This window comes from Bacillus sp. FSL M8-0025 (assembly GCF_037975475.1).
Lineage (GTDB): Bacteria > Bacillota > Bacilli > Bacillales > Bacillaceae > Bacillus > Bacillus subtilis.
Genome location: NZ_CP150258.1, coordinates 653,024 through 677,586, shown reverse-complemented (window position 1 = coordinate 677,586; position 24,563 = coordinate 653,024). Strand labels below are relative to the sequence as shown.

22 protein-coding genes and 2 riboswitches are annotated in these 24,563 nt (G+C 45.6%); of the genes, 4 read left to right on the top strand and 18 right to left on the bottom strand.

What is annotated here, in order from left to right; translation table 11 throughout:
* Window positions 1–66 precede the first annotated feature (66 nt).
* From purF to mneS, 18 genes are all read right to left on the bottom strand, one after another.
* Window positions 67–1,497 (bottom strand): amidophosphoribosyltransferase, encoded by a 1,431-nt coding sequence (gene purF, locus MKX38_RS03530; RefSeq protein WP_003233947.1) that lies wholly within the window; start codon window positions 1,495–1,497, stop codon window positions 67–69.
* Entirely contained in the window at window positions 1,473–3,701 is a 2,229-nt protein-coding gene (gene purL, locus MKX38_RS03525) for a phosphoribosylformylglycinamidine synthase subunit PurL (RefSeq protein WP_144531348.1), read from the bottom strand. The genes purF and purL overlap by 25 nt, the downstream gene beginning before the upstream one ends.
* A complete protein-coding gene (purQ, locus tag MKX38_RS03520; RefSeq protein WP_015715440.1) occupies window positions 3,685–4,368 on the bottom strand; it encodes a phosphoribosylformylglycinamidine synthase subunit PurQ in 684 nt (227 codons plus the stop codon). Before purQ ends, purL begins: the two co-directional genes overlap by 17 nt.
* Window positions 4,365–4,619, bottom strand: coding sequence for a phosphoribosylformylglycinamidine synthase subunit PurS (purS, locus tag MKX38_RS03515; RefSeq protein ID WP_003219409.1), 255 nt, complete (start codon window positions 4,617–4,619; stop codon window positions 4,365–4,367). Before purS ends, purQ begins: the two co-directional genes overlap by 4 nt.
* Window positions 4,612–5,337 (bottom strand): phosphoribosylaminoimidazolesuccinocarboxamide synthase, encoded by a 726-nt coding sequence (gene purC, locus MKX38_RS03510; RefSeq protein WP_003233953.1) that lies wholly within the window; start codon window positions 5,335–5,337, stop codon window positions 4,612–4,614. Before purC ends, purS begins: the two co-directional genes overlap by 8 nt.
* Before the next feature lie 72 nt (window positions 5,338–5,409).
* Window positions 5,410–6,705: an adenylosuccinate lyase gene (gene purB / locus MKX38_RS03505; RefSeq protein WP_014476028.1), complete on the bottom strand. Its 1,296-nt coding sequence runs from the start codon at window positions 6,703–6,705 to the stop codon at window positions 5,410–5,412.
* The gene (gene purK / locus MKX38_RS03500) at window positions 6,702–7,844 is read right to left on the bottom strand and encodes a 5-(carboxyamino)imidazole ribonucleotide synthase (RefSeq protein ID WP_044052613.1); all 1,143 of its coding nucleotides are present in this window, start codon (window positions 7,842–7,844) and stop codon (window positions 6,702–6,704) included. The genes purB and purK overlap by 4 nt, the downstream gene beginning before the upstream one ends.
* The gene (purE, locus tag MKX38_RS03495) at window positions 7,837–8,325 is read right to left on the bottom strand and encodes a 5-(carboxyamino)imidazole ribonucleotide mutase (protein WP_041056904.1); all 489 of its coding nucleotides are present in this window, start codon (window positions 8,323–8,325) and stop codon (window positions 7,837–7,839) included. Before purE ends, purK begins: the two co-directional genes overlap by 8 nt.
* 141 nt (window positions 8,326–8,466) lie before the next feature.
* A riboswitch (purine riboswitch) is annotated at window positions 8,467–8,568 on the bottom strand.
* 79 nt (window positions 8,569–8,647) lie between these two features.
* On the bottom strand, window positions 8,648–8,845 hold the full coding sequence (locus tag MKX38_RS03490) for an NETI motif-containing protein (protein ID WP_029317404.1): 198 nt from the start codon (window positions 8,843–8,845) through the stop codon (window positions 8,648–8,650).
* Complete coding sequence (locus MKX38_RS03485; RefSeq protein ID WP_009966729.1) at window positions 8,845–9,399, bottom strand: DUF5698 domain-containing protein; 555 nt, start codon at window positions 9,397–9,399, stop codon at window positions 8,845–8,847. Before MKX38_RS03485 ends, MKX38_RS03490 begins: the two co-directional genes overlap by 1 nt.
* 213 nt (window positions 9,400–9,612) lie before the next feature.
* Window positions 9,613–9,780, bottom strand: coding sequence for a Fur-regulated basic protein FbpA (locus MKX38_RS03480; RefSeq protein WP_003244066.1), 168 nt, complete (start codon window positions 9,778–9,780; stop codon window positions 9,613–9,615).
* 158 nt (window positions 9,781–9,938) lie between these two features.
* Window positions 9,939–10,742 (bottom strand): hypothetical protein, encoded by an 804-nt coding sequence (locus MKX38_RS03475; RefSeq protein ID WP_046160140.1) that lies wholly within the window; start codon window positions 10,740–10,742, stop codon window positions 9,939–9,941.
* Window positions 10,743–10,952: 210 nt separating this feature from the next.
* The gene (pbuG, locus tag MKX38_RS03470) at window positions 10,953–12,275 is read right to left on the bottom strand and encodes a hypoxanthine/guanine permease PbuG (protein ID WP_015252659.1); all 1,323 of its coding nucleotides are present in this window, start codon (window positions 12,273–12,275) and stop codon (window positions 10,953–10,955) included.
* Window positions 12,276–12,409: 134 nt separating this feature from the next.
* A riboswitch (purine riboswitch) is annotated at window positions 12,410–12,511 on the bottom strand.
* Window positions 12,512–12,654: 143 nt separating this feature from the next.
* Complete coding sequence (guaA, locus tag MKX38_RS03465) at window positions 12,655–14,196, bottom strand: glutamine-hydrolyzing GMP synthase (RefSeq protein WP_024571783.1); 1,542 nt, start codon at window positions 14,194–14,196, stop codon at window positions 12,655–12,657.
* Between the two features lie 162 nt (window positions 14,197–14,358).
* Window positions 14,359–16,566, bottom strand: a complete 2,208-nt coding sequence (locus MKX38_RS03460) for a DUF4129 domain-containing transglutaminase family protein (protein WP_339188612.1) — start codon at window positions 16,564–16,566, stop codon at window positions 14,359–14,361.
* 21 nt (window positions 16,567–16,587) lie between these two features.
* On the bottom strand, window positions 16,588–17,784 hold the full coding sequence (locus tag MKX38_RS03455) for a DUF58 domain-containing protein (protein ID WP_161476411.1): 1,197 nt from the start codon (window positions 17,782–17,784) through the stop codon (window positions 16,588–16,590).
* The gene (locus tag MKX38_RS03450) at window positions 17,784–18,746 is read right to left on the bottom strand and encodes a MoxR family ATPase (protein ID WP_161476412.1); all 963 of its coding nucleotides are present in this window, start codon (window positions 18,744–18,746) and stop codon (window positions 17,784–17,786) included. The genes MKX38_RS03455 and MKX38_RS03450 overlap by 1 nt, the downstream gene beginning before the upstream one ends.
* A 349-nt stretch (window positions 18,747–19,095) precedes the next feature.
* On the bottom strand, window positions 19,096–19,968 hold the full coding sequence (gene mneS, locus MKX38_RS03445; protein WP_015382984.1) for a manganese transporter MneS: 873 nt from the start codon (window positions 19,966–19,968) through the stop codon (window positions 19,096–19,098).
* Window positions 19,969–20,041: 73 nt separating this feature from the next.
* On the opposite strand from mneS, the gene MKX38_RS03440 reads away from it, so the two are divergent.
* The 4 genes from MKX38_RS03440 (at window position 20,042) to MKX38_RS03425 (ending at window position 24,554) form a co-directional block, all read left to right on the top strand.
* Complete coding sequence (locus MKX38_RS03440; RefSeq protein WP_032678949.1) at window positions 20,042–20,329, top strand: hypothetical protein; 288 nt, start codon at window positions 20,042–20,044, stop codon at window positions 20,327–20,329.
* A 37-nt stretch (window positions 20,330–20,366) separates the two neighbouring features.
* Window positions 20,367–21,776 (top strand): GABA permease, encoded by a 1,410-nt coding sequence (gene gabP / locus MKX38_RS03435; RefSeq protein WP_041351472.1) that lies wholly within the window; start codon window positions 20,367–20,369, stop codon window positions 21,774–21,776.
* A gap of 151 nt (window positions 21,777–21,927) precedes the next feature.
* Entirely contained in the window at window positions 21,928–23,469 is a 1,542-nt protein-coding gene (gene cotA / locus MKX38_RS03430) for an outer spore coat copper-dependent laccase CotA (protein WP_163130880.1), read from the top strand.
* 98 nt (window positions 23,470–23,567) lie between these two features.
* Window positions 23,568–24,554, top strand: a complete 987-nt coding sequence (locus MKX38_RS03425; protein WP_163130878.1) for a DUF4003 domain-containing protein — start codon at window positions 23,568–23,570, stop codon at window positions 24,552–24,554.
* The last annotated feature ends 9 nt before the right edge of the window (window positions 24,555–24,563 follow it).

Below are 24,563 nucleotides of genomic sequence, written 5' to 3'. Positions count from 1 at the left end.
TCCCCGAACGAGGGCAGAAAGAGAAAGGCAGCCGAACTGCGCTGCCTTTATGTCATTTTTCAAGTTTTATTTGGTTAATACTGCTTCTTTTACGTGAGGAAGCACTGTATCCTGGTAAATTTCAGTCGGATATTTTCCTGTAAAGCAAGCGAGACACTGTCCGCAATTCGAGTCATCGTATTTTCTGCCGATGCCTTTCAGCAGCCCTTCCACACTCAAAAATGAGAGGGTATCGGCTCCGATTTCCTGACGGATTTCTTCAACAGAATGCGAAGACGCGATCAGTTCTTCATGTGTGGAAGTGTCAATGCCGTAAAAGCACGGATGAGCGATCGGCGGTGAACTGATTTTCACATGCACCTCTGTCGCACCCGCTTCTCTTAGCATCGTGACAATCCGGCGGCTAGTTGTTCCGCGTACGATAGAGTCATCCACCATCACGACGCGTTTGCCTTCTACAACCCCGCGCACCGCAGACAGCTTCATTCTGACGCCTTGCTCACGCAGAGCCTGGGACGGCTGAATAAACGTTCTGCCAACATAACGGTTTTTGATTAAGCCAAGCTCATACGGAATGCCTGTTGCCTCTGCATAGCCGATCGCCGCTGAAATACTGGAATCCGGAACCCCGGTTACGACGTCAGCTTCAACTGCGGATTCCTGAGCCAGCATTTTCCCAAGGTTTTTACGGGCACTGTGCACATTAATACCGTCAATATTGCTGTCTGGTCTGGAGAAATAAATGTACTCCATGCTGCAAATGGAACGATTGATATTCATGGAAAAACGCTCTGATTTCATGCCTTCATCATTGATGATCAGCATCTCACCCGGTTCTACCTCACGAAGGTACGTTGCGCCGACAACATCAAATGCGCATGTTTCCGATGCGACCACATAAGCGTCGCCCATCATGCCGATCGACAGCGGTCTAAGCCCGTTCGGGTCAAGCGCGACAATCATTTCGGTCTCTGTCATGATCAGAAACGCGTAGGCGCCTTTCAGCATGGAAAGCGAGTTTTTAATTTGATCCTTCAGTGTGAAGTGGCCGCTTCTTTTGATCAGATGGGCCAAAACCTCTGTATCCGAAGAGGTTTGAAAGATGCTCCCTTGATTTTCGAGCTGCTGCTTCAGCTGAGTGGCGTTGACAAGGTTTCCGTTATGAGCAAGCGCCAGGCTGCCGTTGTTTTGGGAACGGAAGAGGAGCGGCTGAACATTTTCGTATCCGCCGCCTCCAGCCGTTGCGTACCGAACGTGCCCGATAGCGCCTTTTCCCTTTACTTTGCTGAGTTCGCCATTTTGAAATACTTCAGTGATCAGCCCTTGGCCTTTGTGCGCCGTCAGTTTTTCACCATCAGTCGCTACGATGCCCGCACCCTCCTGTCCTCGGTGCTGAAGGCTGTGAAGACCGTAATACGTGATTTGCGGGGCTTCTTCATGTCCCCAAATCCCAAAAACGCCGCATTCTTCATTTAAGCCTTTGATTTCAGCAAGCATGGGATAGCTCCTTTCCATACGCGTTCAAGCTCTTTCGTTTGCGCATGAATCATTTGTTGTCCGTCTTGGTTTTGAATCGCCAGAATTCCGTCAGCTGTTACCTCACCAATATGAACCGCATCTTTGACAGTTGCTTCAAACGCTGCTTGATGTTCTTTTTTCACTGACACGACGAAGCGGGATTGAGATTCAGAGAATAATAACGCCGCTTCCCCTCCTACAGTCACATTAGCACCAAGGTTTTCCGTCGTCATGACACTTTCCGCAATCGCTACGCCTAAGCCGCCTTCAGACACATCATGCGCAGATTGAACGAAGCCTTTTTTAATCGCGTCAAGCAGTGCTTTTTGACGAGACAGCTCTACATCAAGATCGATTTGCGGCGCTTTGCCGTAAATACGGCCTTCTGTCATTTTTTGCAGCTCGCTTCCGGCAAACTCTGGTTTTGTTTCGCCGATCACATATACGAGATCTCCCGCTTGTTTGAAATGCTGTGTTGTAATGTGTGCTGTATCTTCAATTAAGCCGACCATGCCGATAACAGGTGTCGGATAGATCGCCGTGCCGTTTGATTCGTTATAAAGCGATACGTTACCGCCGATAACCGGTGTGCTGAGAACATTGCACGCTTCGCTTATGCCGTCTGCCGCTTTTTCGATCTGCCAGAAGATTTCCGGCTTCTCCGGGTTACCGAAGTTAAGGTTATCTGTGACCGCAAGCGGTTCTGCGCCTGAGCAAATGATGTTGCGCGCTGCTTCAGCGACAGCAATTTTCCCTCCGACTTCAGGATCAAGATAGAGATAACGCGCGTTACAGTCTGTCGTCATCGCCAGCGCCTTTTTCGTTCCGCGGATTCTGAGAACACCAGCATCAGACCCAGGAGCGACAACTGTATTCGTGCGCACCATGTAGTCATACTGATCATAAACCCACTCTTTACTCGCAATCGTCGGCTGCTGAAGAAGGGCCTTCAGCGTTTCATTCGCATCTTCAATTTGCGGGGCCGGAACGTCCGTTTCCAAAAACTCGCGATAGTAAGCAGGCTCTTGAGAAGGCTTATGGTAAACCGGTGCTTCTTCTGCCAAGGCATCAACAGGCAGCTCGCACACAACCTCTCCTTTATGTGTCAGGCGAAGCATTTTATCATCTGTCACATGTCCGACAGAAACCGCTTCAAGATCGTACTTGTCAAAAATATCGATAATTTCCTGCTCACGTCCGCGCTCAATAACCAAAAGCATCCGTTCTTGTGATTCAGAAAGCATCATTTCATACGCGGTCATGCCTGTTTCGCGCTGAGGAATCAGGTCAAGATTCATTTCAATGCCAGAACCGGCTTTACTTGCCATTTCTGCACTTGAGCTTGTTAAACCGGCAGCTCCCATATCCTGAATGCCGACCAAGGCGTCGCATTGGATGACTTCCAGACATGCTTCAAGCAAAAGCTTCTCCATAAACGGATCGCCGACTTGGACAGCAGAACGCTTTTCTTCAGACGAGTCTGACATTTCTTCAGAAGCAAACGTAGCGCCGTGGATGCCGTCACGCCCTGTTTTCGCTCCTACGTACATTACTGTGTTGCCGACACCCTTTGCCTGGCCTTTTTTGATGTCTTCATGGTTGATTAAACCGACGCACATTGCGTTGACGAGCGGATTTCCTTCATAGCTGCTGTCAAACTGCACTTCTCCGCCGACTGTCGGGATGCCGATACAGTTGCCGTATCCGGCGATACCCGCTACTACTTCTTCAAACAAGTACTTCACGCGGGGTGAAGTCAGTTCACCAAATCGAAGAGAGTTCAATACAGCGATTGGGCGTGCACCCATTGAGAATACATCACGGATAATTCCGCCTACGCCAGTCGCAGCGCCTTGGTAAGGCTCGAGAGCTGATGGGTGGTTATGTGATTCAATTTTGAACACAACCGCTTGGTTATCACCGATATCAACGATTCCGGCGCCTTCCCCCGGCCCCTGCAGCACACGCTCGCCGCTTGTCGGGAATTTACGCAGAATCGGCTTTGAGTTTTTATAGCTGCAATGCTCAGACCACATGACAGAAAAAATTCCGATTTCTGTGTAGTTCGGCAATCTTCCAAGAATGGATTCTATCAATGCAAACTCATCATCACTGACACCCATTTGCTGATACAGTTTCTCTTCTTTTATTTGTTCTTTACTTGGTTCAAGCAGTAGTGACATGAGTTTCCCTCCAATTTTTCACGATAGACTGGAACAATTTAAGACCGTCGGCGCTTCCAAGCAGTTCATCGACCGCGCGCTCAGGGTGAGGCATCATGCCTAATACATTGCCTTTCTCATTCACGACACCGGCAATGTCGCTGACACTTCCATTAATATTAGAGCCGTATGTGAAAGCAATTTGATTGTTTTCCTTTAATGAAGCAAGCGTCTCGTCATCACAGTAGAAATTCCCTTCACCATGGGCAACCGGGATTGTAATCGATTCTCCCTTTTCGTAGGAAGCTGTGAATAAGGTTTCGTCGTTCTGAACAATCAATTCAACCGGACGGCAAATGAACTTCAGATCTTTGTTGCGTCTCATTGCGCCTGGCAGCAGCCCAAGCTCCTGTAAAATCTGGAATCCGTTACAGACGCCAAGAACAGGTTTTCCTTCAGCCGCTGCTTGTTTGACAGCTGGCATAATATTCGCAAATCGGGCAATGGCACCGCATCTTAAGTAATCGCCGTAAGAAAATCCTCCCGGAATTAACACGCCGTCGAAGCCGTCAAGACTTGTTTCCTCATGCCAGACGTATTCCACTTCATGGCCGAGCTCATCCTTTACAGCATGATACATATCGATATCACAGTTGGAGCCGGGTAACACAATCACCGCAAATTTCACTGTGCGACTACCTCCTCAACCTCGTATCTGTAATCTTCAATCACTGTGTTCGCAAGAAGTTTTTCGCACATTTCTTTCACTAGCACGTCAAGATCACGGTCAGATTTTTCAATGGTAAGCTCCATGTATTTCCCGATGCGCACATCTTGAACTTCGTTATAAGTCATACTGTGCAAGGCATGCTGGACAGCGCTCCCTTGTGGATCTAGTACACTTTCTTTTAAGCTGACATAAACTTTTACTTTATACATGATGAATGCCTCCCAGTCTTTTGAAAATCTCTTCGTATGCGTCGGTTAAGCTGCCCAGATTGCGTCTGAATAAATCTTTGTCCAGCTTTTCGTTCGTTTCTTTATCCCACAAGCGGCATGTGTCAGGTGAAATTTCATCCGCCAAAAGCACTTGCCCGTCTGCATCTAGACCGAATTCAAGCTTGAAATCTATTAATCTGACATGACAATCGTCGAAAATGCTTTGAAGCTCTTCGTTTACTGTTTTTGTAATGGACTTAATGGTTTCTACCTGCTCAGGAGTCGCTGCTTTCAAAAGCCAAATATGATCTTCTGTGATGAGCGGATCACCCAGCGCGTCATCCTTGTAGTAAAACTCGATAATCGGCTGCTCAAGCTCCGTGCCTTCTGGAATGCCGAGACGTTTGGACATGCTTCCTGCCACAACATTTCTGACCACGACTTCAAGCGGCACAATCGTTACCTTTTTAATGAGCTGTTCCGTTTCCGAAATGCGCTCGATAAAATGATTGTTAATGCCCTTTGCATGAAGGTGTTTGAAAATTAAGCTTGAAATCTCGTTATTTAAGCGCCCTTTCCCGCTGATTTCTGCTTTTTTCTCGCCGTTAAAGGCAGTGGCGGAGTCTTTATACACGACATACAGAGTGTTTTCGTCATCGGTTTTGTAGATCTTTTTTGCTTTTCCTTCGTATAAAAGTTCATTCTTCACAATATTCACGGAAGGCCTCCTAACCCGAATGTTGGGAATTTTCAAACTGCGGCGGCATAGAAGAAGCCGCTAAAGCTTCTTCTATGCTAAACCTAAACGTTCAAAGATCAGATCAACATTTTTCAGATGGTAATTGTAATCAAAGCAGTCAGCAATTTTTTCTGGAGAAAGACGTGACGTGATTTTCTCTTCCGCTTCAACAAGTTCGCGGAACGGCACTTGTTTTTCCCACGCTTCCATTGCTTTCGGCTGAACAGTATCATAGGCTTCTTCACGTGTAAGGCCTGTGTCAATCAAAGCAAGCAGCACACGCTGAGAATAGATAAGGCCGAGAGTGCGGTCCATGTTGCGCTTCATATTTTCCGGGAAGACCGTTAAGTTCTTCACGATGTTGGAGAAGCGGTTCAGCATGTAGTTCAGCGCAATTGTCGCATCCGGAAGAATAATCCGTTCTGCTGAAGAATGAGAAATATCGCGCTCATGCCATAATGGAACATTTTCGTAAGCTGTCATCATGTAGCCGCGGATCACGCGCGCCATGCCTGTCATGTTTTCAGAGCCAATCGGATTTCGTTTATGCGGCATTGCAGATGAACCCTTTTGCCCTTTCGCGAAAAATTCCTCTACTTCACGTGTTTCACTCTTTTGCAGTCCGCGGATTTCCACAGCAAATTTCTCGATGCTTGTCGCGATCAAAGCAAGTGTTGCCATATAGTCAGCATGGCGGTCACGCTGAAGGGTTTGAGTGGAAATCGGTGCTGCTTTCAATCCGAGCTTCTCACAGACATATTGTTCAACAAATGGATCAATGTTCGCATATGTGCCGACAGCGCCGGAAATCTTTCCAACCTCAATGCCTGCTTTCGCTTGTTTAAAGCGCTCAAGATTACGTTTCATTTCTTCATGCCAAAGCGCAAGTTTTAAGCCGAAAGTTGTAGGCTCAGCGTGTACGCCGTGCGTGCGCCCCATCATGACTGTGTATTTATGTTCTTTCGCTTTTTCTTTTATAATGTCAACAAATCTCTCAAGATCCTTGAGCAAAATATCGTTTGCCTGTTTTAATAAGTAGGAAAGAGCCGTATCAACAACGTCAGTTGACGTTAATCCGTAGTGCACCCATTTTCTTTCTTCGCCCAGTGATTCGGAAACGGCGCGTGTAAAAGCGACAACGTCATGGCGCGTGTCCTGTTCGATTTCTAAAATGCGGTTGATGTCAAATGACGCGTTTTCGCGCATAACCTTTACATCTTCTTTCGGAATGACGCCAAGCTCCGCCCACGCTTCACAGGCAAGAATCTCTACCTCCAGCCATGCTTGAAATCTGTTTTCATCCGTCCAAATCGCGGACATTTCAGGTCTTGAATAACGTTCGATCATTCTGCTTGTCCTCCGTCTCTATTCATCCATTTATTTGTGATCTCCTGAATCCATTCGTCTTCAGGCTGCTTCATAAATGTAATATGCCCCATTTTGCGGCCTTTTTTGATTTCATGTTTTCCGTATATATATAGCTTTGCCTCTTTTAAAAGCTCCGGGTCTTCCTCAACAAGCTTCACTTCATCGCCGAGAAGATTCACCATCATGCCCGGCTTCAGCAAATCTGTCTTCCCAAGCGGAAGCCCGCATACCGCTCTGATATGCTGCTCAAACTGGCTCGTCTCGCAAAGATCCAGCGTATAATGCCCAGAATTGTGCGGTCTTGGCGCCAGTTCATTGACCAAAAGCTCTCCGTCCTCTGTCAGGAACATCTCAACAGCAAGCGGTCCGACAAGGTTAAGCTCGTCTGCAAGCTTAACTGCGAGATCAGCAACCTTCTGCTGAATCCCTTTCTCTACCCGTGCGGGCACGATGCTTTGGAAAAGAATATTGTTGTGGTGAATGTTTTCAGCTGTCGGAAATGTTGAAATTTCACCGTTTACCGATCTGACGACGATCACCGACAGTTCCATTTCAAAAGAAACCCAGCTTTCAAGAATGCAAGTTCCGTGTTCTAACAGACTGGCTGCCTGCTCCATTTGCGCCTCTTCTTTTATCACAAATTGGCCTTTGCCGTCGTACCCGCCGCGGCATGTCTTCAGAACTGCGGGTAACCCGAGCTCCTGTACCGCCTGTTTCAATTCATTCTTTGTTTTGACGATGCTGTACGGTGCGACTTCACAGCCCGCGGATTGAATTGCTTTTTTCTCTGTTTCACGGTTTTGGGTAATGAGCAGCAGCTCACTTCCTTGCGGGAGATACGCATGATCTTTCAGCCAATGCAGCGCATCATAGTCGATGTTTTCAAACTCATATGTGATGATATCGCTGATTTCAGCCAATTTTCGAATCGCTTCACGGTCATTATAATGAGCGGTAATTTCGACATCCGCAACCTGCCCGCACGGCGAATCTTTCACCGGATCAACGACCGCGACTTTATACCCCATTTGTTTGGCGGACACAGCCATCATTTTCCCAAGCTGGCCGCCGCCGATAATGCCGATTACAGCTCCCGGATAGATGATTTGTTTAGACAAGCCGATCACTGCTTTCTAACACTGTCTGTTTTGTATTTTCTCTTCTCTCATCCAGCTTACGGGCAAGGTCTTCGTCAAATGCTGACAAAATTTGCGCCGCTAACAGGCCTGCGTTCACAGCACCCGCTTTGCCGATGGATGTTGTCGCAACAGGCACGCCTCCAGGCATCTGGACGATGGAAAGAAGTGAATCCATTCCGTTCAGCGCCTTAGACTGAACCGGAACTCCAATGACTGGCAGTGTTGTTTTCGCAGCCGTCATCCCTGGCAGATGCGCCGCTCCTCCGGCACCGGCAATAATCACCTTGATGCCTCTTTCTCTAGCAGTTTCAGCATATTCAAACATGAAATCAGGCGTCCGGTGAGCGGAAACGACCTTTTTTTCGTACGGAACATTGAGTTCGTCAAGTATGTCGCATGCGTGTTTCATTGTCTCCCAATCGGAAGTGCTTCCCATGATGATTCCTACTAGCGGCTGCATTCTGTTCCCCACCTTCTAATGCTTTTGTTTTCAGAAAATAAAAAATACCCGCTCTGCATTGCACTTATGAGGAAGCAATACAAACCGGGCATGGTACATGTATCGTCAGTCGTTCGCTTCTGCGATATATCCATGTCAGTTTTATCGATCACTTTCCTGCATAGTCCGGCAATTTACGGTTACCGGGTAGAAACTTATGGGCCATATTCCCAAGATTATATGAGGTCGTGTTTTGATTTCATGTTTATCTTAACAACGGACATGGATAATGTCAACGATATTATCGAACGATACAAAAATTCATTCTACTAATGTTCGTGTTTTAGATCAATTTCCCTTCAAATACGATTTTTTTCCCGCACGGAACGATCTGAATTGACCCTTTTTCCTTTTTTTCCATAAAAATAGGCTCTTCCATTCGCCTTACAGGCAGATATCCTTCTTCTTTCATTTGCTGAAGCACCGCATCAATCGTTTGCTGCTCTGTCACTTCAAACTTTTTCTTCTTCGGCTTTGCCATTATTCTTTAATTCTCCTCTTCTTCACCGCTTTGACCCAGAAGCCGCCGTGGATTGTTTTTGGTTCGTACGCAATAATAAAGGCTTTTGAATCAAGTGTTTTAATCGTATCATATAGCTGGAGTTCATATCTTCTCGGCGTCAGGATCTGAAGGGCTGTGCGGTCGCCTTCAAGCCCGCCTGCCACCCAATTTGTCACGCCGTAGCCTTTTTCGCGGAGCTGCTTCGGAAGATCAAGATCGAGCTCCTTCGTAATCACATTGACCATAATATAGCCAAGCGCCAATTTTTCTTCTATTTTCATGCCGACAATTACGCCAAGACCGTAACCGAGCGCGTACGCGATCACATTTTGAATCTGATCTAAGTTATCGAGCACCAGACTCAGCCCTGTCACATAAACCAGTATTTCAATCGTACTGATGCCGGCCGCTAAATAACGCTGTCCTTTCAGCGTTAAAATCATTCTTATCGTAAAAAATGACACATAGACAATATTAATAATGAGAATTATGAGAACCATGGCTATCCCATTTGATAAGATGGTTTGCATCATTTTATTCATCCCCCTACTCTTCAGCTTGCACAAAGCATTCATATTCTACTAGAGAAATGAGCCGTTTACAATTAGCTTCGCCCGTAAGTTTAAGCAAAATATTTCGACATGCTTTTATGAGTTGAACAGTAGTAGTTTACCCTCTTTCTCGCCTTTTCAAAATCAAAACAAAAAAGCCCGCTTTTCAGCAGACTCACCTCTTTATATCTATTGTCAGATCTCTTTTTTCATTTTCTGAAGGGACTTGTATTCTTTCTCAAGCTCACTCAGCGTGTAGTCCGCAAGCTGTTCCCCTCTTCCTTGATAAAATTCCGAGAGCAGTAATTTGGTTTTTAAAAATTGCTTCTTTTGGTTAATTGCTCGGCGAAGTACATCAGCCATGTCCATCATCCTCCTTAAACATAAAGGTTTTTGCGCTGGACGTTTTCAGCATTTTCCCCATCATACACGGGTTAATCCTACAAATCAACTATGTTTTTTAGATATATTTGTAAAAAGTGTGACATAAAAAAACCGGCTAGGATTAGCCGGTTTTTTCATTAAAGCGGAATCAGCGACGCCGTAAAATACTCAGAAATAAACGGCCAAGTCACTGCCGTAAACAGCAGCGCTATCGCAACCACTGCAAATACACAATAGATATAATCAATTGATGCATCTTGTGCCGCCTGGTACACACGCTGTACATACAGCGCGATGATAAAAAAGATGGAAAACAAGATCAGCACCGTAAACAGTACTGTCAGCATTGGGATATTTACGATCGCAAAGATCAGCCAAAGGATTGAAACAGCAATTACCGGTACAAGCAATGAACCCAATACGGCAGCCGCTTCTCTGAACGTCACCTTCTGCTTCATCATATAGCGGGAGACAGCCCATATAGCAAAGACCATTACCGCGAAAAAGATCAGCAAATACACAAGAACAACTAAAAACCCGTCATAGAAAGCATGATGGCGTTCTCCGAAACCGAGCGGCCGATTCCAGCTTGCCTTTAACTGAAACCAATTCCCAATTGAAAAAATGATACTGAATATAAGCATTGAAATCAGACCGTACTTATAATGAGAAAAACCATCCGTTACGACAGTTTTCGCCGGTGATTTTAAAATCGAGAACGCAAAACCGCAATATCTGTTGATGGCTGCCCAAACAGACGCAAGCTTGTCTTTAACAGTTGATTCACCGCGTTCCTGGCGCGGTTTCTGCTTTTGTTTTTGCTTCTGCTTGCTTTGCCGGCTCGCCTTTCTTGACATTCTCGATAGCGGTTCTTCATCTGCATCTATTCTTTCACTCTGGTTAATTTCTTCTTCAAACGTTTCTTTTCTTTCTTCCGTCATGTCAGCAACTCCTATCAAAAAAATACGGCGGAATACCATTCAGCAAGAAAATAAAACACTTATATAAGGTACCGAAGCCTTCCTGAACAGTCAAGTCATTTCCATTTAAGTAAAGCATGGCGGCACATCTACATGACGGTATATCGTATGAAATGGTTTTATCTTTTGCAACAAAAAAACCAGCTGCCGGTGCAGCTGGTTTTTCAATTCTTATTTTAAGAAGATAAAGTACAGGATAAATACGACAAACAGCCCGTACATGATTGGATGAACCTCTTTTGCTTTCCCTTTGCACACCATTGTAATCGGATAGAAAATAAATCCGATGGCAATACCAGTCGCGATGCTGTACGTTAACGGCATCATGATCATGGTAAGGAAAGCAGGAACGGCCACTTCGAACTTATCCCAAGCGATTTTGCCAAGCGGCGCCACCATCAATGCACCAACAATAATAAGCGCCGGCGCTGTTACATTTGACGTAACGACTGATAGGAGCGGCGAGAAAAACGTAGCCAGTAAAAAGAGAATCCCTGTTACAATTGCGGCAAATCCTGACCGGGCACCCGCAGCGACACCTGAGCTTGATTCCACATAAGAAGTTGTTGTAGACGTACCAAGCACGGCACCGATCACAATAGAAGATGAATCAGCTAAAAGCGCACGGCCTGCACGCGGCAATTTATTTTCCTTCATTAAACCAGCTTGTGTCGCCACAGCAACAAGTGTACCAGCTGTATCAAAAAATCCGACAAACAAGAATGTTAAAATAACGATCAGCATTTGTACGGAGAAAATATCCGGGAGGTGAATCCACGCTTGTCCGAAAGTCGGCGCAAGGCTCGGCACACTGCCGACAATTTGAGTCGGAACCGGAACCAAACCGAAAATCATGCCGGCAACCGCTGTTAACAGCATCCCGATAAACACGCCTGCGTTCACGCGAAGCACCATTAAAATAACCGTGACAATCACACCGAAAATCGTTAACAGCACAGGACCGCTGTGAATGTTTCCGATCGTGACGAGCGTAGAAGGATTTGCAGTAATGATTCCTGAGCCTTGCAAACCAACGAATGTAATAAACAGGCCGATCCCCGCACCGACTGCCAATTTCAGCTCAGGCGGAATGGCGTTGATGATTTTTTCACGAAAACCTGTTAAAGAAAGAGCAACGAAAATAAGGCCTGAAATAAAAACACCAGACAAAGCTGCCTGCCATGAAATACCCATACCAAGGACAACAGAAAACGCAAAAAACGCGTTCAGCCCCATACCCGGCGCGATGGCAATCGGATATCTCGCTATTAATCCCATTAAGATACAGCCTGCTGCAGACGCCAGCGCTGTCGCCGTAAAGACCGCACCCTGGTCAATTCTCAGCGCCTCCGGAAAATCTTTCACGCTGTCCAAAGCAAGCGTAATCGGATTGACGAACAATATATATGCCATAGATAAAAAAGTCGTTAATCCGCCAATGATTTCATTGCGATAGCTGGTGCCCAGCTCATCAAACTGAAAATACTTTTTCAAGCTATTTGACTCCCTTCACTCTTTGCTATTTATTCTGTCCTGAAATCGCCAAATAAAAAACGCCCCAATAATTTTGGGACGCTTGACTACAGACGGATTTCAGTTCGAATAAATAAACGTGTTTTATTTATATCAAACGAAAGAAATGTTTACGTAGTCAAGCCATTTACGGTAGCTTGGTAGAGACTTGCGAGCCATATTCCCGCGATTATACGAATTCATCTTATTTGATTTCTGTGTCTATTGTACCAACTTCATTTTGAAAAAACAATACAAAAAGCGAACAATAGTCACACAAAATCGGATTTTGTTCGTAATAAACAAATAAAACCATCTTCCCGGCAAAATTGCCAAAAAGATGGTTTCCATTAATTGATTCTTATTCCCACTCAATCGTCGCAGGCGGCTTACTTGTAATATCGTACACCACGCGGTTAATGTGCTTCACTTCGTTTACGATACGTGTCGAAATGACTTCAAGCACATCCCACGGGATACGCGCCCAGTCAGATGTCATGCCGTCGATTGATGTAACGGCGCGGATTCCGATTGTGTAATCATATGTTCTTGCGTCACCCATAACACCAACGCTGCGGATGTCAGGAAGAACCGTGAAGTATTGCCAGATATCACGCTCTAAGCCGTGATTTGCAATTTCTTCACGCAAGATTGCATCTGATTCACGAACGATTTCTAGTTTTTCTTCTGTTACTTCGCCAAGAACGCGGATTCCGAGTCCCGGTCCTGGGAACGGCTGACGCCATACGATTTCATCCGGAATGCCGAGCTCTGTGCCAAGCGCGCGCACTTCGTCTTTGAAGAGCGTATTTAATGGCTCGATCAGCTCAAACTGCATGTCTTCAGGAAGTCCGCCAACATTGTGGTGAGATTTGATCGTTTGTGCCGTTGCTGTACCGCTCTCGATGATATCTGTGTAAAGCGTACCTTGTGCAAGGTAGTCGATGCCTTTGAGCTTGTCCGCTTCATCATCAAACACGTAAATGAATTCATTACCGATGATTTTGCGTTTTTGCTCAGGATCAGAAACGCCTTTTAGTTTATCTAAGAATCGATCTTGTGCGTCTACTTTAATCACGTTCATGTTAAAGCCTTCGCTGAATGTTTTCATAACACCCTCAGCTTCGCCTTTACGGAGAAGACCATGGTCTACAAAGATACAAGTCAGCTGGTCGCCGATCGCTTTATGAATCAAAACAGCAACAACAGAGGAATCAACGCCGCCGCTTAGCGCGCAAAGAACCTGTTTGTCTCCGACCGTTTCACGGATTTTTTGCATTTCGATTTCGATAAAGTTCTCCATTGACCATTCGCCTTCGCATTCGCAAACACCGAATACAAAGTTTTTCAGAAGATCATTGCCGTATTCGGAGTGGCGCACTTCCGGGTGGAACTGAACGCCGTACCATTTTTTGTCTGCTTTGCTCATTGCTGAGTTCGGGCAGTGATGGCTTGTCGCGTCAACAGTGAAGCCTTCAGGAACTTCTACAACCAAATCGCCGTGGCTCATCCAAACCACTTGTTCATTCGGAAGATCTCTGAACAAATCAGGTGTGCCTTCGATGTGGATGTTTGCTTTTCCGTATTCACGCTGGCTTGCCGCTTCAACTTTACCGCCAAGGTAATGAGTCATCAGCTGCATGCCGTAGCAAATTCCCAAAACAGGAATATCAAGCTCGAAGATTTTCTCGTCACAGCGGAAAGAATTTTCATCATACACACTGTTTGGACCGCCGGATAAAATAATTCCTTTTGGATTCATTTTTTTAATTTCTTCAGCCGTCAATGTATGTGGATGCAGCTCGCTGTATACACCGAATTCACGGATACGGCGTGTAATCAGCTGGTTATACTGACTGCCGAAATCAAGGACAAGAATCATTTCATTCACTAACTTTGTCATGGTTGTCACCTAATCTCCTCTAAGTTTTTTGACACAGAAAAAAACGAGGACAGATATGAAGCTCGCTCCGCCCTCTTTGGCAAGGCCGTTTGCCGGAGTCAGGCCAACTCGCTCCCAGACTCCGATAATATTCACTAATTCTAACAACACGTCGATAAGTGGTCAAGACCATCTTCTTTTAATTAAATTTTCCCATAACTCTCTCGAATCATTCCATAGCGCCGAAGAATCTTCATTTCTGTAAAGCGCCCTTTCATAGCTTAATGTCAGCTTTGACATGTCTTCTATGTCGTATTTTTCATCGATTCGTTTTGCATAATCACGCAGTGTTTCACTGTCTCGTTTCGGCAGCCCTTTTCTCTTCAGTTGTTTCAGCAGCGCGCCATATGCCTCAAAAAACGCGTGCTGATCGCTGCGCCGCTTCAATTTCCTCACGGCGAAAACAGGAATCCATAACGAGCGGAAAACATACAGCAATACAGCTGCCACCAGGAGGACTGCAAGAACCGCAAGCGCTGCATACAAGCCCGCACCGGCATTGGTATGCGAAGCGGACGGCTTTTTAGAAACAGCTGGCTCCCGCTTTTCCTTTTGTTTTTCCTCTTTTTGCGGCTGTTTTTTCTCTTCTTTCTGTTTTGCTTTCTTCGGCGAGCTGCTGTTATCGCTGCCGGAGTCCTTTGTGTCAGAAGAAGTAAATTCAGCCGGATTTGTAAACCCTTTAGTCGGCTCAAATGTAACCCAGCCCTGTTCCGGGAAATACACCTCTACCCAGGAATGGGCATTGTTATTTGTCACTTCGTAAATGCTGCCATTTTTGTTCCCTGCTTCTTTGTATTCGCCGGACGTATAACCCTTTACCCAGCGGGCCGGAATGCCGGCCGAGCGCAAGAGCACCACCATGGCGGAAGAAAAGTTATCACAATAACCCATTTTCGTTTCAAAGAGAAATTGATCGACATAATCCTCATCATTCTTCGGAATGGTCACGTTTTCTGTTTCATAGGTGAACGCATTTGACCCTAAATAGTCCTCAACCGCTTTCACCTTATCAAACATATTGTCGTGATCCTGAGTCAGTTTGATCGCAAGGGTTCTCACCCGCTCTGGCAGTGAATCTGGAAGCTGCATGTAGCGATCGCTGAATGTGTACTCCTCACTGTTTTTTCTCACTTTTACCTTTCTCAGTTCATCCAGCTTATAGACCGGGGAATTGTACGTTACAGTATAATTCCCCATATTTCTGATTTCACCGGCTTGTTCACTGACCGGAGAAATTTGCTCCGTGTTGCCGTTCATTTCAAGTGAGACAGCCTGCTTTGGCTGAATGGTTTCCGCACCAATCGGATACATCAAATGGTTATACCCGTAGTGCTTATCGACTTTTACACGGACGGTGCGGCGCTCTGTCGCAACCTTATGGTCAAACCACAGATTTTCAACTTTTCCATTGCTAAGCTGATACGACATGCCTGTGTCTGTTTCAATCCAGCCTTTTCCGGTATACGTGTCCTTCGTTTCCACACGGAAATACGTACGCTCTTTTCCCTGCCATGTAAAAACAGGTGTAGCATCCTGCTGGAACGGGCCGCCGAGTGATTCATCATGATTCCCGTATCCGATTTTGCTTTCCCCTGCAGACACGCGGTCTTGATGAGTGATTTTTTTAAGAAAAGGCACCGGATCAGGCCAGGCCGGCTCTGATTTTGGAGCGGCGAGTCCGAATCCCGTTGCAGCCAAAACCAATACAGATAAAGGAAGAAACCATTTCAGGACAGATGTTTTTGGCAGTGTGATTCTTTCCATCAGCTTAATGCGTTCCAAGTATAAAAGGCCCAGCATAAAGAAGCCGATCAGCACGATACGGATGACGGCAAAAGTGGCATCATATGGCGTAAAGGTATCAAGAATCGTAATATACGCTACTGTCATCAAAAAGAAAAACAAAATTCTTCTCTGGTAAATCACCCAATAATGCAGGAGATAGACAAGCAGCCACAGCAGCACAAAAAACAGCAGGGTCCGAAATGAAGGAATCATGTCATTCCATTGCCCAGATTGAATCAGCGTGATATTCAGATAGACATCCTGCAAAAAAGAGCTGACCCAGCTCAAGTCGAATATAGATCCTTGATAAAACAGGATGTGTATCGAGATCAATGTAAATATGACACAAAAAGGAACGGTGACAAACCACCTCATCCTGAAAAAAGTCAGCAGAAACGTCAAACCGATAAAGACACTAAAAAAGCCTGTATGTTTCGTTTCAGTAAAACTGTCAAGCGGCCTGAGCCACTCCCACAGCAATAAAAAAGCCAGAAAATAAAATAACAGCAAGCTCAAACGGCTTCCCTTGTGATCATCGTGCAGCATGTGAACCAGTCACCTCTCTTTCTAAACAACACGCGAAACTCGCCCGCCCCTCATGACCCGAACTCTGACTTGGCGTTTCATCATGCGTTCAATCATGACATTTTCAGTTTGAGAGAGCTCAGCATCTTTCTCTTTTGCCAGTATCACCGTAACCCGGCCGCCTCCTATTTCTGCGAGGTGCAGCATATCTTCCGTTAACTGTCCCGTGACAACAACTTGATCAGCTTGGCGAACAGATGGCTTTCCCAGCTCTTCCCGTGCATATCGGCTTATCGGGTCTGCCGCATCACAATGAGCGATGGCTAAATGCCGAAGCATGTGCTTAAAATGCTGATCCCCTTCCTGAATAGGGAAAATGTTTTTTTCCTTCCCGATGGAAGCCAGACCAGCACCCGCGCCGTTTTTTAAAACAGAATGAAGAATCGAAGCTGTCACTGAAACGACCTCTTCGAATGCGTCTGAGGAAAAACGGTCCATCAGCAGAAACAGATTTTTGCTGCGAGAAGGCTCAAATTCCTTCGTCATCAGCTGGCTCCGCCGTGCAGATGTCTTCCAATCTAACGCAGCAAATCGGTCTCCCGGCTGATAATTCCGCACACTTGCTGCGACTGAGGAATGGTGCTGATGAATAGGAGAAGAACCGCTTACACCGTCTTCCTGATGCCTCTCATTCACCTGATAGGAAAAACGCTGATAGAATGGATAAACAAACAAGGTATCATCCAGCTCAAAAAATGCAGTTTTTTCAATCAAGCCAAGAACATCCCCGATTCGCACCCTGACAGAATGAAAGTGATGCTCTCCGCGCGGTACCCGAGCTAATTCATACGACATCGTCATGCTCCGTTTAAACCAAGGAAAAACGAGCCGTTTGGCCGCGGCTCCGTCTCGATTTAATGACTCGATACCTTCTGGCAGGCAATCTTCAATCACCATATACATCAGGGGGAATGGCAGCTTTCTTCTCAGCGTAACCGTTACGCCCAGCCTGTCCCCCGCATGCAATTGTGTTTTATCCATTTGCCTTGAAGCCTGAAAAGAACGGAGCGGATACAAGGCCAACAGCCCGGCATACAAGACAAAAGGGAGAAACGCGTAAAACAAAAACCAGCTGACAAAGCCGCCCTGAAACATCGCATAAGAAAAAACAGCAGCCGTCAATAAAGTTAATATAATCAGCTTCCAACCATATACGAGCCATTGCCATTTCTTATTCATCAGCGGACCGACGACCTTTGAACCGGCACCTTCACAGCTGACATGATCTCCCTTACGATCGCTTCTGCCTGAATCCCTTCAAATTTTGCCTCAGGATGAAGCATCATCCGGTGCGGCAGCGTGAAAGGAGCTAAATATTGAATATCATCCGGGATGACATAGTCGCGATGATGCAGCAGCGCGTATGCCTGTGCCGCTTTCATGAGGGCGATTGAGCCACGCGGACTGACGCCTAATTGAACAGAAGGATGTTGTCTCGTTTTCTGCACAATTTCAACGATATATTCCTTAATGCTGTCATCAGCACGGACATTTTGCACTTCCCTCTGTAAACAGATGAAGTCTTCTTTTGCAATAACCGGCTCAAGCGTCTCAATCGGATGGCTTTTTTCCTGAAGAGATAAGACGTCAAGCTCTTCATTAAAGGACGGATAACCCATCCGAAGTTTGAATAAAAAACGGTCAAGCTGAGCTTCCGGCAAAGGATAGGTCCCTTCATATTCGACCGGGTTTTGCGTTGCCATCACAAAAAAAGGAGCGGCAAGCTGCATCGTATGGCCATCTACCGTGACGCTCCCCTCTTCCATCGCTTCGAGCAAAGCCGACTGTGTCTTCGGAGAGGTACGGTTGATTTCATCGGCCAGCACGATATTTCCCATAATCGGGCCAGGACGATATTCAAATTCCATCGTTTTCGCATTATAGATAGATACCCCTGTTACATCAGATGGCAGCAAATCCGGAGTGAATTGGATTCTTTTGAAATCGGCGCCGATTGACTTTGCCAGCGCGCGGACCATCATCGTTTTTCCGACTCCGGGTACATCCTCAAGCAGCACATGCCCTTTGGCAAGAAGGGCTGCTAAGCTGAGTATGGCGATGTCTCGTTTTCCAACCATTACTCTATTAATATGTTCAACTGCTTTCCCCAGCAAAGGATGCAGGTCTTCTTGATATGCCATTCTTTTCCTCCTAGTCATCTACAAAATTCATCATAATGTAACCTAACTTTACCACAAAAAGCAATCTGTATAAAAAAACGATTCAAGCAAATTGTTTCCAATAAAGCAGGGCAAATCACGCAAAAAAGCTTCCTGTGACAGGAAGCTCCAGATTGTTGACAAAATCCTAAAATGGCTTTCATTTTAGGGTTTTGTCATCTTTTCAGCGTGATTGAAAACCCTTGAAGTCTAGGAAGGACGAGCATAGGAGCGGAGCGAATGTTCTAATTCGTGAGCACCGAAGCGCAGACCTGACAACGAATGCGAGGGTTTGTCGACACGCTGAAGCTTCCTGTGACAGGAAGCTCCATTATTTGTGTTCTAAAGGCTCCATATGAACATGCGAATAATCAATCGCATGCTCCTCCTTCATTCTCCGCTCAATTTCATTGGCTATATCGTGGCTTTCCGTAATATTTAAATCTGCCGATACCTCAACCACCACATCAACATGAACCGTACTGCCCAAGTATCTTGCTTTTATGTCTTTTAAACGGCTCACACCGGAGATTTTTTCGATTGTCTGTTTATAAGCGGAAATGTCCTTTATGTCGAATCCATCTGTTAAAGAGTGAGATGACTCTTTAAAAATATCCCATGCGGTCTTGCAAATAAGCAGACCGATCACAAACGCAGTGACCGTATCAATCCAAGCAAGATGGAATTGAGCAGCCACAATGCCGATAAATGTGCCGATACTGACGAATGCGTCTGATTTATTATCAGCAGCCGCAGCAAGGAGCGCCTGGCTCTTCACCTTTTTGGCCAGCCTTTTATTGTACCGATAAACGATCAGCATCAGGACTGCCCCGCCCGCTGCCGTCCAAGCCGCAATCATATCCGGCGTCTCTTGTTTAGCAGAAAAAATAGATTCTCCGGCACTGAACAGCACTTGCAGGCCGACAACCATCATAATAAACGATGCGATAAGCGATGCAATCGTTTCCGCTCGAAAGTGGCCGTATGGATGATCTTCGTCAGGAGGCTTTTGAGAGATGCGCAGGCCAATCAGCACAGCAACAGAAGCAATAATGTCAGTTGTGTTATTTAACCCGTCTGCCGTAAGTGCTTCCGAGTGAAAAAGATAACCGATGATCAGTTTAATTGCGGAAAGAACAAGATACGCGGCAATGCTGACCAGCGCCCCGGATTCTCCCTTTTTCAGTTCATCATATCTCTCCATACAAAACCTCCTCCCCGCTCACATTTTCCTATTATTATCTTACAAAGCTGAACCGCAGTGGGTCTACAGAAACATGATTCACCCGCCACAGAAAAATAGTGACGATGGAACACTTTTTCTCTCATCCAATTTATTTGCTCCGCCAAAAAGCCCATCAGATCCAATGACACCAGCGCTTCTCGCATTCTATCGAATTGTAAATAGTACACAAAATCACACAGCAAATAAAAAACGAAACATTTTTTCCACACATTCGCTGAAAGCGCAAACAAAACACTACAAATTTGAAATAAAACGTTATATTTTCTCACATGAATTTTCGACAAACTGTATATTTATGATAGAGTTTCAATTATCATAATATTCAGTAATGATTGCATTTTAAAAGGAGGTAACTTATGAACCAGTCTCAATCAGGATTAAAAAAGGAATTAAAGACCCGCCATATGACAATGATTTCGATTGCCGGTGTAATCGGAGCCGGCCTATTTGTAGGCAGCGGTTCAGTGATTCACTCGACCGGTCCGGGTGCCGTTGTTTCTTACGCGTTAGCCGGATTATTGGTGATTTTTATTATGAGAATGCTCGGTGAGATGTCTGCCGTAAACCCGACGAGCGGATCGTTTTCTCAATACGCTCACGACGCCATCGGACCGTGGGCAGGATTTACAATCGGCTGGCTGTACTGGTTTTTCTGGGTGATCGTCATCGCGATCGAAGCCATTGCCGGTGCTGGCATTATTCAATACTGGTTCCATGATATTCCGCTGTGGCTGACAAGTTTGATCTTGACCATTGTGCTCACCCTGACAAACGTCTACTCCGTTAAGTCTTTCGGTGAGTTTGAATATTGGTTCTCCCTCATTAAAGTTGTGACTATCATTGCTTTTCTAATCGTTGGTTTTGCCTTTATTTTTGGCTTTGCACCGGGCAGTGAGCCAGTCGGTTTATCGAATCTTACAGGCAAAGGCGGATTTTTCCCGGAAGGCATCAGCTCTGTATTGCTCGGCATTGTCGTTGTCATCTTCTCTTTTATGGGAACTGAAATCGTTGCCATTGCAGCAGGGGAAACATCCAACCCGATCGAATCTGTGACAAAAGCAACCAGATCCGTTGTATGGCGCATCATCGTCTTTTACGTGGGCTCAATCGCCATTGTCGTGGCGCTGTTGCCATGGAATTCAGCAAATATTTTAGAAAGCCCTTTCGTCGCTGTACTTGAGCATATAGGAGTGCCCGCAGCCGCACAGATTATGAACTTTATCGTCCTCACAGCCGTACTCTCTTGCCTGAATTCAGGTTTGTACACCACATCCAGAATGCTGTATTCTCTTGCAGAAAGAAACGAAGCGCCGCGCCGTTTTATGAAATTGAGCAAAAAAGGCGTTCCCGTACAAGCCATTGTGGCCGGGACATTTTTCTCTTATATCGCGGTCGTAATGAACTATTTTTCACCGGATACCGTCTTTTTATTCTTAGTCAACTCATCAGGCGCAATCGCTTTACTCGTCTATCTTGTCATCGCTGTTTCCCAGCTGAAAATGCGGAAAAAACTCGAAAAAACAAACCCAGAAGCATTGAAGATCAAAATGTGGCTCTTCCCTTTCCTAACCTACTTGACCATCATCGCCATTTGCGGAATTTTAGTGTCCATGGCGTTTATTGATTCCATGAGAGACGAGCTGCTGCTTACAGGCGTCATCACGGGAATCGTTCTGATTTCTTACCTTGTGTTCAGAAAACGCAAGGTGAGCGAGAAAGCGGCTGCCAACCCAGTCACACAGCAGCAGCCCGATATCCTGCCTTAATGCTGATCAAATCCTAAACGGCCTGCCGTTTAGGATTTTGTTATTTTCTTTCTCGGGCAGTCTGCAGCACGAAGATTTTTTGTAACCATCACGTTCTTATTGTCATTAACTATAGTACCAATTTGGAAAATTTAGATAAGGACAGATGAAAATGACACTTGAAAAATTTGTGGATGCTCTCCCAATCCCAGATACACTAAAGCCAGTACAGCAATCAAAAGAAAAAACATACTACGAAGTCACCATGGAGGAATGCACCCATCAGCTCCATCGCGATCTCCCTCCAACCCGCCTGTGGGGCTACAACGGCTTATTTCCGGGGCCGACCATTGAGGTTAAAAGAAATGAAAACGTATATGTAAAATGGATGAATAACCTACCTTCCACGCATTTCCTTCCGATTGATCACACCATTCATCACAGTGACAGCCAGCATGAAGAGTCCGAGGTAAAGACTGTTGTTCATTTACACGGCGGCGTCACGCCAGATGACAGTGACGGGTATCCCGAGGCTTGGTTTTCCAAAGACTTTGAACAAACAGGACCTTATTTCAAAAGAGAGGTTTATCATTATCCAAACCAGCAGCGCGGGGCTATATTGTGGTATCACGATCACGCCATGGCGCTCACCAGGCTAAATGTCTATGCCGGACTTGTCGGTGCTTATATCATTCATGACCCAAAGGAAAAACGCTTAAAACTGCCTTCAGACGAATACGATGTGCCGCTTCTTATCACAGACCGCACGATCAATGAGGACGGTTCTTTGTTTTATCCGAGCGCACCGGAAAACCCTTCTCCGTCACTGCCTAATCCTTCAATCGTTCCGGCTTTTTGCGGAGAAACCATACTCGTCAACGGGAAGGTATGGCCATACTTGGAGGTCGAGCCGAGGAAATACCGATTCCGAGTCATCAACGCCTCCAATACAAGAACCTATAACCTGACACTCGATAATGGCGGAGAGTTTATTCAGATTGGTTCAGATGGAGGTCTCCTGCCGCGATCTGTTAAACTGAATTCTTTCAGCCTTGCGCCTGCTGAACGTTACGATATCATCATTGACTTCACAGCATATGAAGGAGAATCGATCATTTTGGCAAACAGCGCGGGCTGTGGCGGTGACGTCAATCCTGAAACAGATGCTAATATCATGCAATTCAGAGTCACAAAACCATTGGCACAAAAAGACGAAAGCAGAAAGCCGAAGTACCTCGCCTCATACCCTTCGGTACAGCATGAAAGAATACAAAACATCAGAACGCTAAAACTGGCAGGCACCCAGGACGAATACGGCAGACCCGTCCTTCTGCTTAATAACAAACGCTGGCACGATCCCGTCACAGAAGCACCAAAAGTCGGCACAACTGAAATATGGTCCATTATCAACCCGACACGCGGAACACATCCGATCCACCTGCATCTAGTCTCCTTCCGTGTATTAGACCGGCGGCCGTTTGATATCGCCCGTTATCAAGAAAGCGGGGAATTGTCCTATACCGGTCCGGCTGTCCCGCCGCCGCCAAGTGAAAAGGGCTGGAAAGACACCATTCAAGCGCATGCAGGTGAAGTCCTGAGAATCGCGGCGACATTCGGTCCGTACAGCGGACGATACGTATGGCATTGCCATATTCTAGAGCATGAAGACTATGACATGATGAGACCGATGGATATAACTGATCCCCATAAATAACCCGACAAACTTGCCTCTAGCAGGCAAGTTTTTTCTTTATGAAACCTTTGGCCCTATTTATCGTATTACGTAAAAACAGCAAAAAGGAGCTGCTTTTTATGCTGACACACGACCTACATGAAACAATAAAGCAATACATTTCCATTTATGCTGAATTAAAATCAAAATTAAAATGGAAAGTTTCACACGATCAGATATTAATGCTCATTTCTTCTGCATATATTGTGAATAAAAGAGAGTTTGATTTTCAGCGCTTTTATGATTGGAGCAGCTATATCAAATCAAACATCGGCAGCTTCTCAACACTCAATTCACACCACCGCTTTACTGTTGCATCTATTCTGGACATTCATTTTCAGCATAAGGCAAAACAAACATTTCATACTTTCATCGATGTATACAATGAAATGGTGAAGCTAGGATATAAGCGGGATATGTTCACATACCTTTCCGCTCTGATCTTGCTCACCGGCAAATCTGAAACGACAAACCAAAAAGAACAGATGAACATGGGGCTAGCAGTTTATCAGCAGATGAAGAAAAATCATTATTTCCTCACTTCAACTCAGAATGTTCCGCTTGCCATACTGCTTGGAGAAAACGAAAAAGGTTTGCAGGCGCTACAGAAGGCGGAAACATGCTATCAGCTGCTGGCAGCCAACGGCTTTAAAAAAGGACAGTACTTACATCAGGTCAGCCATATTCTGGCCTTGCAAAGTGAAAAAGAGCCCGAAATGCTTGTTTCCGCTTGCAAACAGATATATCAATCGATCACTGATGTCAAAAAACCAAAGGATTATCATTATCCAGACCTTGCTCTCCTCACATTTCTGGAAGAGCCAGATATCAAAACCGTTTTGTGCATCACTGACGAATTAAACCAGGAAAAAGCTTTTAAATGGCAAAAGGAAATGAACTTTAAAATTGCTGTCAGCCTCTATCTCAGTGAGCATATGGAGAAAAATCTGCTGATGGAATCAGGACTATACACCGCTATCGAAACAGTCATTCAAGCACAGCAGGCAGCCGCGACAGCTGCCATCATCAGCTCAACAGCAGCCAGCCATACTCATGATGGAAACTAAAGGAGGAGA

Excerpts from the sequence above, each read along its gene's own strand:
- MKX38_RS03480 (WP_003244066.1), bottom strand. The coding sequence starts at position 9,780 with ATGGCTGATGTACTTCGCCGAGCAATTAACCAAAAGAAGCAATTTTTA.
- guaA (WP_024571783.1), bottom strand. The coding sequence starts at position 14,196 with ATGACAAAGTTAGTGAATGAAATGATTCTTGTCCTTGATTTCGGCAGT.
- cotA (WP_163130880.1), top strand. The coding sequence starts at position 21,928 with ATGACACTTGAAAAATTTGTGGATGCTCTCCCAATCCCAGATACACTA.
- purL (WP_144531348.1), bottom strand. The coding sequence starts at position 3,701 with ATGTCACTACTGCTTGAACCAAGTAAAGAACAAATAAAAGAAGAGAAA.
- MKX38_RS03450 (WP_161476412.1), bottom strand. The coding sequence starts at position 18,746 with ATGGCATATCAAGAAGACCTGCATCCTTTGCTGGGGAAAGCAGTTGAA.
- purB (WP_014476028.1), bottom strand. The coding sequence starts at position 6,705 with ATGATCGAACGTTATTCAAGACCTGAAATGTCCGCGATTTGGACGGAT.
- MKX38_RS03485 (WP_009966729.1), bottom strand. The coding sequence starts at position 9,399 with ATGATGCAAACCATCTTATCAAATGGGATAGCCATGGTTCTCATAATT.
- MKX38_RS03440 (WP_032678949.1), top strand. The coding sequence starts at position 20,042 with ATGATTCACCCGCCACAGAAAAATAGTGACGATGGAACACTTTTTCTC.
- MKX38_RS03490 (WP_029317404.1), bottom strand. The coding sequence starts at position 8,845 with ATGGCAAAGCCGAAGAAGAAAAAGTTTGAAGTGACAGAGCAGCAAACG.
- gabP (WP_041351472.1), top strand. The coding sequence starts at position 20,367 with ATGAACCAGTCTCAATCAGGATTAAAAAAGGAATTAAAGACCCGCCAT.
- purE (WP_041056904.1), bottom strand. The coding sequence starts at position 8,325 with ATGCAGCCGCTAGTAGGAATCATCATGGGAAGCACTTCCGATTGGGAG.
- MKX38_RS03475 (WP_046160140.1), bottom strand. The coding sequence starts at position 10,742 with ATGACGGAAGAAAGAAAAGAAACGTTTGAAGAAGAAATTAACCAGAGT.
- MKX38_RS03460 (WP_339188612.1), bottom strand. The coding sequence starts at position 16,566 with ATGCTGCACGATGATCACAAGGGAAGCCGTTTGAGCTTGCTGTTATTT.
- mneS (WP_015382984.1), bottom strand. The coding sequence starts at position 19,968 with ATGGAGAGATATGATGAACTGAAAAAGGGAGAATCCGGGGCGCTGGTC.
- purS (WP_003219409.1), bottom strand. The coding sequence starts at position 4,619 with ATGTATAAAGTAAAAGTTTATGTCAGCTTAAAAGAAAGTGTACTAGAT.
- MKX38_RS03425 (WP_163130878.1), top strand. The coding sequence starts at position 23,568 with ATGCTGACACACGACCTACATGAAACAATAAAGCAATACATTTCCATT.
- MKX38_RS03455 (WP_161476411.1), bottom strand. The coding sequence starts at position 17,784 with ATGAATAAGAAATGGCAATGGCTCGTATATGGTTGGAAGCTGATTATA.
- purF (WP_003233947.1), bottom strand. The coding sequence starts at position 1,497 with ATGCTTGCTGAAATCAAAGGCTTAAATGAAGAATGCGGCGTTTTTGGG.